Raw genomic sequence first — 17,234 nt, forward strand, 5'->3', positions numbered from 1 at the left:
CCGCCTACGCAAAACATAAACACGACCTAAAAAGACCCCATCCTGTGCTTGTGGGCACATGATGGAGTCGTTCTCCAATTGCAAATCCTATCCAAAAGCACGCCTGTTTCATAACGTCACCGCAACAATTAACAATTGATAATTACATATTGCGTACATGTAATCGCTTTGCCGTATAGCTGGTGAATGAAATCAACTTATACGAGCACGGTTGCGCCCATCAAGTATTTATCCACTTCACGCGCAGCTTCACGACCTTCGTTAATTGCCCATACGACCAAACTTTGACCGCGACGCATATCGCCAGCAGCGAATACTTTATCCACGTTAGTGTTGTATTTGCCGTAACGAGCTTTGACATTTGTCCAGCGATCTGTTTCCAGACCGAGCTGCTGTGCCAATGTTTGCTCAGGGCCATCAAAGCCGATCGCGATCAATGCCAATTCGGCAGGGAAGACACGCTCTGTACCTGGAATCGGTTGATAAATTTTGCGGCCAGTTTCGTCAACGATCCGCTGAATTTGAATCGTATGCAGTTCTTTTAAGTTGCCATGTTCATCACCGACAAATTTGGTTGTCATGATGGAAAATTCGCGTGGGTCGCTACCAAAAATCGCTTTCGCTTCTTCCTGTGCATAATCGAGCGTATACACATTCGGAAATTGCGGCCACGGGTTAGCGATTGGATCACGCTCTAGTGGTGCTTTATCATGCGTACCGAATTGAGTTACCGTTTGGCAACCATGACGTAAAGATGTCGCTACACAGTCAGAACCGGTATCGCCGCCGCCGATGACGATGACATTTTTGCCCTGGGAGGAGATGTAACTGCCATCTTCCAAATTGCTGTCCAGATAGCTCTTAATCGTGCTGTTCAAATAATCCATCGCGTACATAACGCCGTTTAGCTTGCTGCCTTCAATATTGAATTCACGCGGCTTCGTTGCACCGCCACAAAGCACGACTGCATCATATTCGTCAACGAGCTGTTGTGCCGGAATGTCTTTGCCGATTTCTGTACTTGTAATAAACTCGATCCCTTCTTGCTTGAGCAGGTTGACACGGCGTTCAACGATATTTTTCTCCAGCTTCATGCTTGGAATACCGTATGTGAGCAAGCCGCCCACACGGTCAGAGCGCTCGTATACGGTTACATGGTGTCCGGCTTTGTTAAGCTGTGCCGCACATGCCAGACCCGCAGGGCCCGAACCGATGACCGCTACACGACGACCGGTACGCTTTTCCGGTAGCTCCGGTACTACCCAACCTTCCGCAAAACCTCGTTCGATAATCGCTTCTTCAATCGTTTTGATCGTAACCGGTTGACCGATCAAACCTACCGTACAAGAGCCCTCACACGGTGCTGGGCAAATACGACCGGTAAATTCGGGGAAATTATTCGTTTTGTGCAGACGCTCCAGCGCTTCTTTCCAAAGTCCGCGATAAACAAGATTGTTCCATTCCGGAATCAGGTTATGAACAGGACAGCCGAAGGTGGACCCTGCCATGTTCATACCGGTATGACAATATGGAGTACCACAGTCCATACATCGCGCGCCCTGTGTGCGCAGTTCTTCTTCGGATAAATGCTTGTGGAATTCTTCCCAGTCTTTTACACGCTCAAGCGGATCACGATCCGCAGGAATTTGTCTTTTGTATTCCATGAATCCAGTAGGTGTAGACATGTTAATATTTCCCCCATCCGTTCTATACGCTGCCGATTCTTCTCCATCCATCAGCTTGCCGCTAAGTTTATTTTCAAGAGTAGCACCAGGACCAACTTTGGCAAAATGGATTAAGCGCATAATTATTTGTACTTTTTACATAGAGATTACACCGTCATGAAACATCTTGCAAGAACAATCTGGATATTTTCAAACTATTTTGTATAATTACAGTCAAGCATCGTAACAGTTCCTACTGCAAATCCCTAGTCACAGCAAGGGATTACGGTGATAGCACTCTTTTTTTATACATTTATGCAAATGATTGCTCCTACTCAAGCACAAAATCGCATACCAATCGCTGCTTATATCACTTGTACGCATATGCAGTCAATATAAATTTTTATTAATAAATATGCAATCGCTATACCGAATCTTAATCGATCACTGCGCTTGCATCCTATATCGTGTCTGCAACCGACACGATGGATGAAGCATGTTAGCTAACTATCTCAAATGATGCATACCCAACTTGATTTTAAATGGGGACAGTATGCTAGCTACGCACATATTGCTCGAATCGGTAGTCATACGCATTTTTCTCATCACGAATGCCTGGCACGGACGATTCCAGCTTCCAGTCCGCCCAGTTCACTTTTGGGAAAAATGTATCTCCAGCAAAACAATGCTCAATTTGCGTCACCAATAAACGATCCGCCTGTTTTAAAAACAGCTCATAAATTTGCGAGCCGCCAATAATCATCAGTTCAGCTTCGTTGTTAGCAATCGCCGATGCCTGTTCAGGCGTATGCACTACTTCGCCGCCCACAGCCGTAAAATTTGCAGCTCGGGTTAAAATAATATTGCGCCGCTTCGGCAATGGTTTGGAGCCAAACGACTCCCAGGTTTTCCGCCCCATGACAATGGTTTTGTGCTGGGTCTGTTGTTTGAAATAAGCCATATCAGCAGGCAGTTTCCACGGCATATCATTGTTTTTGCCGATCACGCCGTTCTGATCCTGCGCCCATATTAGCGTTATTGTCATTGTGGCTGAACCTCCATTCTTCCGGAATGCTTTCCAGATAAGTTTATTCTATATCATAGCATTAAAAGCTATCATTCTGCATCAACTTCTTGTAATCTTTTACGAATGTTTCTGTATGATATATAAAGGATAATTCGTAAAAAAGCAAGTTATTAAAAATTTTATACCGAGGGATTGATAAAATTGATCAGTTCGGCAGATGGAGCGGTGAACACAATCGTCAAACTATGTCCATATCAAAAAGGACACTCTCTGCAAACAGAAGTGTCCCTTTTATCATTTCTATATAGCGATAAATCGACTTACAGTATAACAAGCAGCACAGACGCGCTTGCACACTAGTAGTATACAAGCAGGCACATAGGCATCACATAAACTCATTAGCTCGGTGGGATGAATTGGAGTTTTAAAGCTGTACATGCTGAATGATAGCAATTTCAGTACACTATCAAAACTAATAATGAATATAGTCAAAGGACTATGCAAAGTACAGCCCAGCTTATCTATACCGCCGCCGCACCTCGATTGCCCACTATCTACAAACGTAAACATTAAATCGCAATCGGCGCTTTAATCGTCGGATGATGCTCATAATTTTCAAATTGGAAGTCTGCAAATGTATAATCAAAAATCGATTCCGGTTTGCGCTGGATCGTCAATGTTGGCAGCGGATACGGTTCGCGTGTAAGCTGCAACTTCACCTGTTCCAGATGATTATTGTAAATGTGTACATCACCACCAGTCCAAACGAGCTCACCGACTTGCAAATCGCATTGCTGTGCAACCATATGGGTTAGCAGCGCGTAGGATGCCAAATTAAAGGGCAGACCGAGGAACGTATCGACCGAGCGCATCTGGAACATGCACGATAACTTCCCATCCGCCACATAAAACTGGAACGCATAGTGGCATGGCGGCAATGCCATATGATCGACCTCAGCGGCATTCCAAGCATTTACGATATGACGACGCGAATCGGGGTTGCGCTTAATCTGCTCAATGACCGATGTGATCTGGTCGATCGTTTCGCCGCCTGGACCGCGCCAATCGCGCCACTGGGAGCCATATACACGGCCAAGATTACCGTCTGCATCTGCCCACTCATCCCAAATCGTAACGCCATGTTCGCGCAAATAGTTAATATTCGTATCACCGCTCAAAAACCAGAGCAGTTCGTGAATGATCGAACGAGTATGCATACGCTTCGTCGTCAGCAGCGGAAACCCTTGCTGCAAATCGATACGCATTTGCCGACCGAATACGGAAATGGTGCCTGTTCCGGTACGATCTCCTTTTTCAGTTCCATTTTGCAAAATATCTTCCAGCAACTCCAAATATGCTTTCATTGTATACACCTCATTAAATGATGGACTAATAATGAAAAACCCCGGCTGGATTGCAACCGGGGTTTACGTACACACTGAAGCGAAAATTAACGAGTTTCGCGGTGAAGCGTGTATTTTTTCAGACGTGGGCAATATTTTTTCAGCTCAAGACGCTCCGGATGGTTCCGTTTGTTCTTGGTTGTTGTGTAATTACGATCGCCAGTCTCTGTGCATGCCAAAGTAACGATAACGCGCATGTGAATTCACCTCACTTCATTGGTAATCAGAAATTGTTCGTTTAACTATACGCTTCAGCCTGTAAACAGGTGAAGGTTCAACATCATCTATTGAAACGATGTATAGTCCGTTCATTATCCGTAAATATCACTTGAAACACCTTGTCCATTCTAACATAGATTTTAAGGAAATCCAAGAGATTTTTACGAACATGTATTCACCTGCCAAATAAACTCAGTCTATCGATCATTTCGCCTTATTTTCAAACGGACTAGGGCGTGTCTTCAAACTACTTTACAGATCGTTCGATACGCGTAATTTGCGTCAGACTAAGCTGTACAGGGGCTTATTTCTAATCTTTGTGAACAATAAATAATACGTAGGACAGTTTGAAGACACCACCTAGGCGAACAGCACCGTAAATAAAAACGATACCTATACCATGTCCATTAATCACAAGCCTGATCACGGTCTACATAAAATAAAAGCCGCCAGGAGCTCACTGGCGGCAATATAGATTATGCCGGTCTTATTCAGAAGGCAAACACATATGAACGTTACAGATGCGAGATATGCATCTATAACGTTCATAACTAAAACAAGTAAGCGCACAGTCGCTACGGTTCATGCCGTATGGATCATCAATTGCGAATAAGCTACGAATAAAAGTACATATACTGGTATACCGCAAGCGCTCGTTCTCCTAACTGTTACCGCATCGCTGGATGCAGCAACAGCGGATACACGAAACGCCGCTTTATGCCAGGGCATGACCGTATTGCTCTGTACAGCTTACCTATGAGTGAGCGTTTTATTTTTTGCGTGGAGCGATGACATGGATCGGGTGACCCATCACAAGCTCAGCAGCTTCCATCACGATTTCGCCCAGTGTTGGGTGAGCGTGGATCGTCAGTGCCAAGTCTTCCAAGGTAGCGCCCATCTCGATCGCCAGACCCATTTCAGCGATCATGTTGGAAGATTCCAGACCTACGATCTGGCTACCGAGCACGATCCCTGTTTCTTCGTCAGCAACGATTTTTACGAAACCTTCGGTGTTGCCGAGGGAAGTCGCACGACCGTTACCAGCGTAAGGGAATTTACCTGCGGACACTTTGTAGCCTTTTGCTTTAGCTTCAGTCTCAGTCAGACCTACGCTTGCGCATTCAGGATCAGTAAACGCTACAGCAGGTACACATTTGTAATCGATCACAGAAGGCATACCGGCGATTGCTTCTGCAACTACTTTTGCTTCATAAGAAGCTTTGTGTGCCAGCGCTGGGCCTTCAACGATATCACCGATTGCATAGATGTGCGGGATGTTAGTGCGACCTTGATGGTCGATTTTGACCAAACCACGATCAGTCAGTTCCACATCGATCAGATCAAGACCGAGTTCGCCATCTGTATTAGGACGACGACCAACCGTAACGAGCAGGTAATCTGCTGTCAGTTCTTGTTCTTTGCCGTCTACAGTAAATTTCACCGTAACGTCTTTGTCGGTTTGTGTAGCACTTTCCGCTTTAGCGTTAGTGAAAATTTCTGCGCCGGATTTTTTCATGTTTTTCGCTACGAGCGAAGTCATATCTTTATCGAAACCTGGCAGAATTGTATCCAGACCTTCAATGATTGTAATTTTAGTACCGAATTTAGCATACATTTGGCTCAGCTCGGCACCGATATAACCGCCACCGATCACGATCATCGATTTTGGAATTTCAGGCAGGTTTAGCGCTTCTGTCGAAGACAGGATACGACCGCCAAATGGGAATGCTTTCAGTTCGATTGGACGGGAACCTGTTGCAATGATGCAGTTTTTGAAACGATAGCGCGGGGACTCATGGTCGTTAAACAGACGCGCTTCGTTTTCGTTGATGAACATGCACTCGCCGTGGAACACTTCCACTTTGTTGCCTTTCAGCAAACCGCTTACGCCGCCGGTCATTTTTTTGACTACGCCGTTTTTGAATTCTTGTGTTTTACCGAAGTCGACTTGTACATCGCCTACAGTAATACCGAATTGTTCGCCGTGCTGTGCAGCTTCAAATTGGTGAGCTGCTGCGATCAGCGCCTTGGAAGGAATACAACCACGGTTCAGACAGACGCCGCCCAGTTCGGACTTGTCGACAATCAGAACTTTTTGACCAAGTTGTGCAGCGCGGATGGCGGCTACATAGCCACCAGGTCCCGCACCAATTACTAACGTTTCAATATCGATAGAAGCATCTCCTACTACCATTGAATTACACCTCCATAGTTAACAGCTCAGGGTTACCGAGCAGTGATTTGATATGGTTCATAAAGTGCTGTGCAGTTGCGCCGTCAATAATACGGTGGTCAAAGCTCAGGGACAGTGCCATTACTGGTGCTGCTACCACTTCGCCGTTTTTGATAACCGCTTTTTCGCTAATGCGGCCTGTACCCAAAATCGCCACTTCAGGGAAGTTGATAATTGGAGTAAAGAACATACCGCCAGCGGAACCGATGTTAGAGATCGAGATCGTGCTGCCTCTCATTTCATTAGCAGCCAGTTTGCCATCGCGTCCGCGAACAGCCAGATCGTTGATCGTATCAGCGATCATAAAGATGCTCTTACGGTCAGCGTCTTTAACGACCGGTACGATCAGGCCGTTAGGCGTATCTGTTGCAATACCGATGTCATAATGTTTTTTGTACACGATTTCTTCTGTTTTTTCGTCGATCGAAGCGTTCAGAGCCGGGAACTGACGAGCAGCCGACACGAGTGCTTTAACGATAAATGGCAAATACGTTACTTTTGTACCGCGTTTTTCAGCCAGTGGCTTCATACGCGTACGGAATGCAACGAGCTCGGTCACGTCTACTTCGTCCATAATCGTTACGTGTGGAGCAGTGTATGCCGATTTAACCATCGCATTAGCGATCACTTTACGGATACCTTTGAATGGTACGCGTTCTTCTTCGCCTGCTGCGGAAGCGGAAGCCGAAGCTGCCGGTGTGGATGGTGCTGCTGCCGATGCTACAGGAGCTGCTGCTTTTTCTTCGGCAGCGACTGCTTCTGTTGCACTGGATACTTGACCTCCACCTTGTTTAAACGATTGTACATCTTCACGAGTGATTTTGCCGTTGTTGCCAGTACCGGAAACTTGGGACAGGTCAACGCCTTGTTCACGCGCAAATTTACGCACGCTTGGTGTAGCAAGTACATCTTTGTTCGGTGCAGCTGGAGTCGAAGCGTTTGTTTCTTTGCCTTCTTTTGCATCGGCTGGGCTAGAAGCTGCTGGGGAAGAAGTTGTGTCTACTCCGCCTTTTGCTGCATCTGTTTCTTGACCGCTCTTTTGCTCAGGTGCGGACTCCTCTGCTGGTTCTTCATCATCATGTGGAAGTTCACCAGTTGCATCGATAATCGCTACCGTTTCGCCTACATGACATACTTGACCATCTTTAGTCAGTACTTCGAGTACTGTACCATCTACCGGACAAGGAACTTCCACAACCGCTTTATCATTTTGCACTTCCATGATAATGCTGTCGTCGGTTACTTTGTCACCTGGTTTAATGTGCATCTTGATGATTTCGCCTTCGTGCAGACCTTCACCAAGCTCTGGAAATTTATATACGAATCTTGCCACTTGCAAAACCTCCCTGATTAAAATTGTTGAACAGCACGGAAACCGCCGATATTTCAACAATCGTTGATAAGTAAGATGTGTAGTTCTTGTTGTATTGTTGCGGCTGCACAGCAGCCTATGGGCAAACCAAAAGGCGCCTGTAGAAAGTTCCGCCGCTCGCCATCTTTTCGGGATGGACGGTACGCAACCGGATGCCATCTTGCAAACCGCCTTTTGTTTCTTGCACCTTTAATTCATCCAGTGATGAACGAGATATCCGATCAACCTGAAATGATCAAATGATCATTAGAAGTTCATAACTTTGTCTACAGCGTCGATAATACGCTGAGGTGTTGGCAGCCAAGCATCCTCGATTTGAGCGAAAGGATACACAGTGTCCGGTGGGCAAACGCGCAAAACCGGAGCTTCCAGGTGCAAAATCGCTTTTTCGTTAATTTGAGCCATAACTTCGGCTGCAATACCGGCGCTCTTTTGCGCTTCTTGCACAACGATCGCACGGTTTGTTTTTTGTACGGAAGTAACGATCGTATCGATATCGATCGGGCTTAATGTGCGCAGATCGATAATTTCAGCATTGATGCCTTTTTCAGCTAGTTGATCAGCCGCTTTAGTTGCGGTATGAACAGTCATACCGTACGTGATCAGCGTCACATCAGAACCTTCGCGCACAACGTTCGCTTTACCGATTTCAACGGTGTAAGCTTCTTCCGGTACTTCAGCGCGGAACGCATGGTACAAGTTAAGATGCTCCATAAAAAATACAGGGTCGTTTTCACGAATTGCCGCGATCATCAGACCTTTTGCATCGTAAGGGTTCGAAGGAATAACGACTTTAATACCCGGCGTTTGTGCCAGCAGACCAGACAGATCGTCCGTGTGCAGCTCAGCCGCTTTTACGCCGCCACCGTAAGGTGTACGGAATACGATTGGTGCATTGTAACGACCGCCGGAGCGATAACGCAGACGAGCGGCTTGAATCGCCATTTGATCGAGTGCTTCAAAAATAAAACCAACGAATTGGATTTCAGCGATTGGACGGAAGCCTTGAATACCGAGACCAAAAGCCAGACCGCCGATTGCGGACTCAGCCAGTGGCGTATCGAATACACGTTCTTCGCCAAACTCCTCTTGCAAACCTTCTGTCGCACGGAATACACCGCCGACTTTACCTACGTCTTCACCAAAAATGAGCACGTTAGGGTCATTTTTCATCTCGACACGGATCGCGTCGCGAATCGCTTCTTTCATATTCATTTGTGCCATTTGCTTCATTTCCTCCTTAAACATTTCACTGTTCATGTTCACGCCTCAAGGATGTGCTGCTTCGTACTACCGAAAATATCGAAACCTCAGCGCCCTAAACGGGCGCTATATCGAGTTTATTGGAAGTCTGCTTTTTGTGCTTCCAGATCGTGAGGTGTAGTTTCAAACATGCTGTCGATCAAGCCGTTTACAGTCATTTTCTCTGTTTTTTCGGCTTTTTTGATTTCTTCGTTTACTTTCGCTTTTGCTTCTTCTCTTACGCGCTCTGTATCTTCATCTGTCCACAGGCCTTTTTCAGCCAAATATTTTGCCAGACGAGCGATAGGGTCTTTCTCGCTCCAGATACCTTCTTCGTCTTTAGTACGATATTTGCTCGTATCGTCAGACATGGAGTGCGGACGGAAACGGTAAGTCAAAGCTTCGATCAGTGTCGCGCCTTCGCCATTGCGTGCACGCTCTGCCGCTTCACGAACAGCAGTAATAACCGCGAACACATCCATACCGTCGATTTGCACGCCAGTAATACCAGCGGAAACCGCTTTGTGAGCGATCGATAGTGCAGCCGTTTGTTTGGCAAATGGAGTTGTGATCGCATAGCCGTTGTTTTGTACGAAGAAGATAACTGGCAGCTTGTAAGCACCTGCATAGTTCAAACCTTCGTAGAAATCGCCTTCGGAAGAACCACCGTCACCGGTGTATGCGATCGCGACTTGTTTTTGTTTTTTCAGTTTGAAGCCCATAGCGATACCCATCGCGTGCAAAATTTGTGCACCGATGATAATCTGTGGCATCAGTACGTTCACACCTTCAGGGATGCGACCGCCTTCTTGATGACCACGGGAATACAGGAATGCTTGATACAGTGGCAGACCATGCCAAACGAGCTGTGGCATATCACGGTAACCCGGACATACGAAATCTTCTTTTTCCAGTGCGTATACGCTACCAACCATCGTCGCTTCTTGACCGGATACCGGTGCATAGAAACCAAGACGACCTTGACGACCTAAGTTTACTGCACGGTCATCCCAAGTACGTGTAAATACCATACGGTACATAATTTCTTTCAATTGATCATCAGTCAGATCAGGTACTTTGTCAGGGTTGACAATTTTACCTTCTGGGGAGAGAACGGAAAGTGCTTCCACTTCTTCCGTATAAACTTCATATGGAACCTTGCTCATTTTATTCACCTCAATAAAAAATTTGAATATCATGTTCCGCTGTTATAGAATTATTATACACCTGTTCTACTCAGTTCGTCAAAGGATACATTGAAATTAACTAGTAGCAGCGACTATTGTATGTATAACAGATGTATTTTAATAATATAACAGTTGCATCAAATTTGAATACATGTCGTGAAAATCGCACGACTTCATCTTAACGCATCACCAAGCCCATTGCAAAAATTACGATAGAAAAAGGTGACCACCATGACAGATTCACGCTATCTGAAACGAACAATCTTAAAAGAGCAAATTGACAGCCGCCATTTGGGCGAAACGCGCACACTTCGCATTTATTTACCTCCCGGTTATAACGAACTGCTAAGCTATCCGGTCATTTACTGCCAAGATGGTGAGGAGTTTTTCAACTTTGGTCGGATTGCCACCTATGCCAACCAATTGATTTTGGATGAAAATATCGAGCCGTTTATCGTCGTTGGTGTGGAAGTGAACACCAAAATCCGCACTCAAGAATACGCGCCATTCGGCAATCGTTTTGCAGCGTATACCGCTTGTTTTGCCGAGGAGATCATTCCTTATATTGAAGCAAAGTATCCGGTACGCCGCTCCGCTGATGAGCGCGTACTGGCAGGCGACTCCTTAGGCGGAAGTGTGTCGGTGCATATCGCACTTCGCTATCCGGAACTGTTCCGCCGCATCATTAGCCTGTCCGGCGCTTATTATGAGCAAAGTCAACAGCTGATTGCTGCGGAAGCGGATTTGTCCGCACTCGATGTGTACATGATCGTCGGATTGCAAGAGACGGACTTTGAGAGCGATACAGGCGTATATGATTTTGTACAGCTTAATCGTGACACACGCGATTTGTTATTAGCGCGCGGCGCGACTGTTCGTTATGCCGAAAAGGATGGCAAGCACTTATGGGGCTTCTGGCAAAAAGAACTGCCTGCTGCGCTCAAATATTTTTTGCAGGAAGTTTGAGCGGAGCTGTAGCCGCCCCCTGCAACATCGGCATCTGCCTGACAAAACTATAGGTTGCCGCATTGAACGGAGCGATGTGATCATTCGGTCCAACATTAATGCACAGCAACAGCAATCGTAATAGACAAGCATACACAATCGAATAGGAGCAAGGCAAGATTGCTGCTAGGCATTATAAGCATGCATCGTTTGTCTTAGCTCTGTTCGATTAGTTAGTGTGCCTTGTAAAATAAGCTGCGTGATCGCGATTATAACGACTGTAAACGGTCGATCTCCTATCGATTGTTGCCACAGTGTAGCTATGTCTGTGATCGTTTGTTCATAACTTATTACATTTAAATGCCGGGATTCAAACGGCACTCCCTATGTTTACGCTTACAATTTAAGTTGGATATACCGTTTATTGCATCACATGACCGCTACATACGGATGAAAAGCAGTCTGCAACTCCCATCCTCTATTGTATCGGCGCAAGTAAAAGTTGCGCAACTGTAAATTTCCTTTTACAGTTACGAATAGAACGGAAGATGGAACACGTTCGATTTATGCCGAAAGTCGGCTTATTTTATAGAGAGAAAGAAGGGAATTTCATGGCTGCAAAAAGAGCTCTTATTTTTTCAGGCGGTCTGTTACATCCTGATTTTTTGCTGGAAATTCGCGAGGATGATCTGGTAATCGGTGCCGATCGCGGCGCATTGTTTTTGATTCAGCATGGCGTGAATCCGCAGCTTGCAATTGGAGACTTTGACTCCCTTCAAGATCAGGAAACCGAGTTGGAGCAAATTCGTCAGCACGCCGGCGAGCTGATCGTGTATGATCCAGTAGACAAAGACGTTACCGATACGGAAGCGGCTTTTGAAGCGGCGATGGAGCGACAAATTAACGAGATTGTTATTTTTGGCGCGCTTGGTTCACGGTTTGACCATTCGATCGCCAATGTACAATTACTTATTCGCGCCTTGCAGCATCAAGTTCACTGTGTCATTCAAGATATGAACAATTATATTTCGCTGACATCTACAACGTCGGTTATTCACAATCAAGGTTATCCTTATATTTCACTATTGCCAATCACCTCGGAAGTTACCGGCATCCATCTGACCGGATTTCAGTATCCGCTTGAAAATGCAACGCTTCGTATGGGACAATCTCGCGGCATTAGCAATCACCTGGCGGAACCGCAAGGGACGGTATCGATCGAAGGCGGATTGTTGCTCATTGTGCAAAGTCGGGATTGAGACTGATCTTTGTGCCGGTCTGGTAGGGACGAATGTTAGCTGGTAGTAGACGTTAACCTGTTCACACAAGTAGATGAACTGCCTTACACTTAGCTAGCCTTACGTAAATTACGATCAACATACTACGTTGTGTACAGCGAATGATGACCTTTATTATTCCCGTACATTTTCGCTTAAAACAAAGAGTTTGTTCGTTATTTGCTGCATATGGATCGTCTTTGATCATGGCATTCGCCCACATTGAATTACCGAAAAAGAATATGAAAAAACGATGTAAGCAAGATGAGCTTACATCGTTTTTTTGTCGTTATTCCACTGTTTTTCAAAATGGCATTTACAACGATCTGTTATGGCACAAACTTTTTTTGTATCTTTTGAAAATACATCTGTTTCGTACCGACAATCAAGCCCAGTTTAACCAAAATAACGATGATAAATCGTGCGCGCCTCCGCTACATCCTTCGTACCATGAATCATAACACGTCCATCCTGAAACACAACCATTCGTCGCCCCTGCTCCAACGTCATCGACAACAGAAACGGATTAGCCGTAATCTCATATTGTCCGAGCCGTTTCAATCGGTCAGCTGTATGCTGTAAATCAAGCTGTTGGCGCTGTGCCGGACGAATCTGTACTGTATCTCTACCGCATAATACGTCCGACTTGCTCTGTCCATCCCGGCTTAAATGAGGATAGGTCGGCTGCTGTCCGCATGAAGGGCAATTCGAACGACGAGCGCTGTTCATTTTGATCGATACTTGTTCATTACGCCATAGATCAAACGATAACAACGTACCGCGCAACTGCGCCCGCTGTCCACTCAGCAGCTTGATCGCTTCGGTCGTCTGATGAGCAACAACCATCTGGACAGCCGGCGGAATAATGCCGGATGTATCGCAAGTATCGCCGCCAAGTGGCGCCGTTTCCATCAAACATTGCAAACATGGCGTCACACCCGGAACGATCGTAAACGTAATGCCATAACTGCCGACACAACCGCCATAAATCCACGGAATACGATATTTTTGCGCCATATCATTAATGAGCAGACGCGTTTCAAAATTATCAGTAGCATCCATAATCAAATCGACGCCTTGAATCAATTGTTCCAACTCAGCGGCGGTCACATCCGCGATATGCGCTTCAATCTGTACCGTCGAGTTGATTTGCTGTAGGCGCTTTTGAGCGGCAATCGCTTTGGGCACACGTTCAGCAGCGTCCTGCTCGGTAAACAGCTGCTGGCGCTGCAAATTGCTCCATTCCACATAATCACGATCAACGATAATCACATGTCCAACCCCTGCACGCACAAGCGTCTCTGCCGAGCTGGAACCGAGTGCACCTGCGCCGATAATGAGCACCGAGGCGCGTCCAAGCTGCTCTTGACCGCTCGTTCCAAGCGGAGCAAACAGTTCCTGGCGCGAATAACGACGATGCGAATCAGCAGAAGCAGTTGCAGCGGCGGAAGTTGCTGTTTTGGTGTATATATGCGCTGCATCGATTGCGGTTGTAGTTGCCGGATTAGCGACAGAAATTGCTTCGTTCACCTCGGTATCCGTATACTCTTGCACAGCCTGACTACCAAGTGCGTCTTTTACAGGGACAGCAGTCTCTGCTTCGGTATCGTCATCATGTTGCGCAGTAGTGTTTGCTGCTTGTTGCTGCTGATCATTTAAAGGAAAGGAACCTGTCTGCTGCGTAGCTATCAGTTCGTTTTGCACCTGTTGCTCTGTATCGTTGGGCACATCGGACATATTGTCCGTCTGCCCGTCATCGTTGCGAATCAAGTCGTAATCATCCCTTCTGCAGGGCTGCTCGCCACCGCGTACTGCCTGATCGGGATCATGCCCGCTTCTCTGCCGAGGCGCCCCGCTTCAACCGCAAGCTTCATCGCAGTTGCCATCCGGACAGGATCATCGGCACCGGATACCGCTGTGTTCAGCAGCACAGCATCGGCACCAAGCTGCATCGCATACGCAGCATCGACCGGAGATCGAATGCCGGCATCTACAATGACGGGTACCTCTGCATCACCGATAATCCATTCCAATGCAGACGGATTCAAAATGCCGCGACCTGAACCGATTGGTGAGGCGCCTGGCATAACAGCATGTACGCCGAGTTGTTGCAGCCTTTTTGCCAGCATATAGTCATCGGAAATGTAAGGCAGCACTGTAAAGCCGTCCGCCAGCAACGTTTCGCACGCTTTGTACGTTTCTAGCGGATCAGGCAAAATGAGCTGATCCTGTCCGATCACTTCGACCTTTATCATATCACATAATCCGGATGCTCTGGCGAGACGTGCGATACGTACCGCTTCTTGTGCCGTATGCGCGCCAGCTGTGTTAGGCAGCAGCTTGTATTTTTGTAAATTAAGCCGTTCTAGAAAGTTAGGCTCATCCGGATGATCGAGATTTAAACGCCGTACCGCAAACGTCAACACTTCGGTTGCTGATGCTTCAACTGCACGCGCTTGCACGTCCAGGTCGGTAAATTTGCCTGTACCAAGCAACAGGCGTGATGTCATCTGATGTTGTCCGATCGTTAACATATTCAGCCACCTCCTACAAAATGTACAATTTCCAAACGATCGCCCGATTGCAGCATCGCCTGCTCGTGCTCATGCTTTTGCAAAATTTGTTCGTTATGCTCGACAATGACGATTTTGCTGCCCAGTTTCAGCTCGTGTAGCAGCTCGGCTACTGTTTGCAGCCGCGTAGTGAACGAACGGTCGGTTCCATTGATGATTAACTTCATCATTCCAACTCCCCTATGCTATGACCTGATGTTATACCGGTATGATGATACGCATATGCCGCTGGCGGCAACGGAACAAGCGCTCGTTCCGGACGGAAAGCAGGCGGGATTAGCGCTGCATTTCCTTGCGCAATCGCCTCACTCATCAGCTTGGCGGTACCTGCTGACAGTAAAATCCCGTTGCGATAATGCCCGGCAGCGATCCACAGCCCTGGCAGCTCGTCCACTGCACCGATGTATGGCAACTCATCCGGTGTGCCTGGACGAACACCTGCCCAGCAGCGAACGAGTTCGCCTTTTGCCAGCATCGGAATATAGCGCTGCGCTTTCATTAACAGTTCGACTATCGCCCCTGCTTCGACGGTTGTGTCATATTGTCCGGGCTTGCTAGTCGCTCCAATCCAGATACGATGCGGATGTTTCGGTATAATATAGACCGTTTCGCCAAAAATCGTATGCTGCAACCACGGCAACGGTGTACGAATTTCCAGCAGTTCCCCTTTGACTGGTAAAAAAGGCAAACGCCATCCTTCCCCAGTCAACAAACGCGCTGTACCGAGACCGGACGCAAGCACAACCTGATCGGCATACATTAGGCGCTGTTCGGTGAGCACTCCTTGCACAGCGCCCCGACCATCCGGCTCGCGCAGTAGGCGAATCACTTCATGGTCACGGTAAAACACACCGCCAAGCCGCGCAAATGCAGCTACATACGCTTCATTGAGCAGTGTGGGCACAAGCTGCGGCTCGGCAGCATTGTATAACATTCCATCTTCGGCATGTACATACGGTTCCTCGATCGCCAGCCGCGTATTGTCCCACCATTCCATCCCTTTGGCATGTGCTTCGGCAATATGGTGACTGTCTTTTGTCCAGTCTGCATTCGTATGGCGATGGATCGGCAACAGAAAGCCTTCCGTACGCAAACCGACATCGATACCGGTCAAAGCTTGCAATCGCTCGCTCAACGTAGGGTATAGCGCACGGCTTTGTAGCGCAAGCTGATATAGCTCTGGTGCGGCAAAATGCTCCGAGCTAGCCGCCAGCATACCACCGGCTGCACCTGATGCACCGGATGCAGGCTGATGCTTTTCGATCAATGCCACCGTAGCACCTTTTCCCGCCAGTTCAAAAGCAATGCTTGCTCCGATCACCCCTCCGCCGACGACGATTACATCGTAATGCCCATTACTTTTCATATCCCGTCACTTCCTGTTTGGATTTGATGTCTCTACTCGGTAGTAGATACAGCATAACGAGCAAGCTGCTCCCGATACCGTTCAAGCTGCCGCTGCGGTTGCTCCGCTGCAAAAATACCGGACATCACCGCGATTCCCGATGCGCCCGCCCGTTGCAGCTCACCTACATGCTCTGGCTTGATGCCGCCGATCGCAATGACAGGAATCCTCAGCTTGTCGCATAATTGCTCCAGTATTACGAGCCCACGTGCAGCGATGCCTAGTTTACATGTCGTTGCATACACATGTCCGAAAAACACATAGTCACAACCTTCACGTTCTGCCGCAAGCGCTGCTTCCAGACTGTGCACAGAACGTCCGATTCGCAACCCAAATTGTGCACGATCAAGTGCGAGCGGTACATGTTCTGGCAAATGGGTTCCGCCCAGCTCCATTTGGGCTGCTAGCGTATAATGCTCGTTTAATACGAGCTTGGAAGCAGGAATACCGCTATGCAGCAATTGGCGAGCGAGCAGCTCGATCTGATGCGCAAGCAAGCTTTTTTGGCGAATATGAATAGCAGTGACATCCGAATACATACAACTAGCAATGTTTATGATTCGCTCTGCCTCGATCTGTTCCGGTGTAACCAGATGCATTTGCATTAACGTATGTTCCCCCTTCCACTTCGTCTGTGTCGATGCTCCTATGTACCTGTTGCTAAATCGATGTTGTTCAACGTATTCG

15 protein-coding genes are annotated in these 17,234 nt (G+C 47.2%); 2 read left to right on the forward strand and 13 right to left on the reverse strand.

Going from position 1 to position 17,234, the window contains the following annotated elements:
- Nucleotides 1–197 precede the first annotated feature (197 nt).
- The 8 genes from U1I11_RS20780 to pdhA all read right to left on the reverse strand — a co-directional run bounded on the left by U1I11_RS20780 (nucleotide 198) and on the right by pdhA (nucleotide 10,326).
- Nucleotides 198–1,685: a glutamate synthase subunit beta gene (locus U1I11_RS20780; protein ID WP_322908027.1), complete on the reverse strand. Its 1,488-nt coding sequence runs from the start codon at nucleotides 1,683–1,685 to the stop codon at nucleotides 198–200.
- A 535-nt stretch (nucleotides 1,686–2,220) separates the two neighbouring features.
- Nucleotides 2,221–2,709, reverse strand: a complete 489-nt coding sequence (locus U1I11_RS20785) for a dihydrofolate reductase (RefSeq protein WP_322908028.1) — start codon at nucleotides 2,707–2,709, stop codon at nucleotides 2,221–2,223.
- Between the two features lie 551 nt (nucleotides 2,710–3,260).
- A complete protein-coding gene (gene thyA / locus U1I11_RS20790) occupies nucleotides 3,261–4,055 on the reverse strand; it encodes a thymidylate synthase (protein ID WP_322908029.1) in 795 nt (264 codons plus the stop codon).
- 86 nt (nucleotides 4,056–4,141) lie between these two features.
- Complete coding sequence (rpmG, locus tag U1I11_RS20795; protein ID WP_082472246.1) at nucleotides 4,142–4,291, reverse strand: 50S ribosomal protein L33; 150 nt, start codon at nucleotides 4,289–4,291, stop codon at nucleotides 4,142–4,144.
- Nucleotides 4,292–5,082: 791 nt separating this feature from the next.
- A complete protein-coding gene (gene lpdA, locus U1I11_RS20800) occupies nucleotides 5,083–6,507 on the reverse strand; it encodes a dihydrolipoyl dehydrogenase (protein WP_322908030.1) in 1,425 nt (474 codons plus the stop codon).
- A gap of 4 nt (nucleotides 6,508–6,511) precedes the next feature.
- Complete coding sequence (locus U1I11_RS20805) at nucleotides 6,512–7,879, reverse strand: dihydrolipoamide acetyltransferase family protein (RefSeq protein ID WP_322908031.1); 1,368 nt, start codon at nucleotides 7,877–7,879, stop codon at nucleotides 6,512–6,514.
- Nucleotides 7,880–8,164: 285 nt separating this feature from the next.
- Complete coding sequence (locus U1I11_RS20810; protein ID WP_322908036.1) at nucleotides 8,165–9,142, reverse strand: alpha-ketoacid dehydrogenase subunit beta; 978 nt, start codon at nucleotides 9,140–9,142, stop codon at nucleotides 8,165–8,167.
- A gap of 116 nt (nucleotides 9,143–9,258) precedes the next feature.
- The gene (gene pdhA, locus U1I11_RS20815) at nucleotides 9,259–10,326 is read right to left on the reverse strand and encodes a pyruvate dehydrogenase (acetyl-transferring) E1 component subunit alpha (protein WP_322904413.1); all 1,068 of its coding nucleotides are present in this window, start codon (nucleotides 10,324–10,326) and stop codon (nucleotides 9,259–9,261) included.
- 252 nt (nucleotides 10,327–10,578) lie between these two features.
- Between pdhA and U1I11_RS20820 the strand changes: the two genes are divergently transcribed.
- Both U1I11_RS20820 and U1I11_RS20825 read left to right on the forward strand, forming a co-directional pair.
- Nucleotides 10,579–11,313, forward strand: coding sequence for an alpha/beta hydrolase (locus U1I11_RS20820; RefSeq protein WP_322904411.1), 735 nt, complete (start codon nucleotides 10,579–10,581; stop codon nucleotides 11,311–11,313).
- 590 nt (nucleotides 11,314–11,903) lie between these two features.
- Entirely contained in the window at nucleotides 11,904–12,551 is a 648-nt protein-coding gene (locus U1I11_RS20825) for a thiamine diphosphokinase (protein ID WP_322904409.1), read from the forward strand.
- A 414-nt stretch (nucleotides 12,552–12,965) separates the two neighbouring features.
- On the opposite strand, the gene U1I11_RS20830 is transcribed toward U1I11_RS20825, so the two are convergent.
- From U1I11_RS20830 to U1I11_RS20850, 5 genes are all read right to left on the reverse strand, one after another.
- Nucleotides 12,966–14,039: a thiazole biosynthesis adenylyltransferase ThiF gene (locus tag U1I11_RS20830; protein ID WP_322904537.1), complete on the reverse strand. Its 1,074-nt coding sequence runs from the start codon at nucleotides 14,037–14,039 to the stop codon at nucleotides 12,966–12,968.
- A gap of 296 nt (nucleotides 14,040–14,335) precedes the next feature.
- Nucleotides 14,336–15,103 carry a thiazole synthase gene (locus U1I11_RS20835; RefSeq protein ID WP_322904407.1) on the reverse strand — a complete coding sequence of 256 codons (768 nt, stop codon included), beginning with the start codon at nucleotides 15,101–15,103 and terminating at the stop codon, nucleotides 14,336–14,338.
- Nucleotides 15,104–15,105: 2 nt separating this feature from the next.
- Nucleotides 15,106–15,309 (reverse strand): sulfur carrier protein ThiS, encoded by a 204-nt coding sequence (gene thiS / locus U1I11_RS20840; protein WP_322904535.1) that lies wholly within the window; start codon nucleotides 15,307–15,309, stop codon nucleotides 15,106–15,108.
- Nucleotides 15,309–16,508 (reverse strand): glycine oxidase ThiO, encoded by a 1,200-nt coding sequence (thiO, locus tag U1I11_RS20845; RefSeq protein WP_322904405.1) that lies wholly within the window; start codon nucleotides 16,506–16,508, stop codon nucleotides 15,309–15,311. The genes thiS and thiO overlap by 1 nt, the downstream gene beginning before the upstream one ends.
- A gap of 32 nt (nucleotides 16,509–16,540) precedes the next feature.
- Entirely contained in the window at nucleotides 16,541–17,152 is a 612-nt protein-coding gene (locus tag U1I11_RS20850) for a thiamine phosphate synthase (RefSeq protein ID WP_322904404.1), read from the reverse strand.
- Nucleotides 17,153–17,234 lie beyond the last annotated feature (82 nt).

Origin of the sequence: Paenibacillus campi (assembly GCF_034659835.1) — a bacterium.
Taxonomy (GTDB): domain Bacteria; phylum Bacillota; class Bacilli; order Paenibacillales; family Paenibacillaceae; genus Saccharibacillus; species Saccharibacillus campi.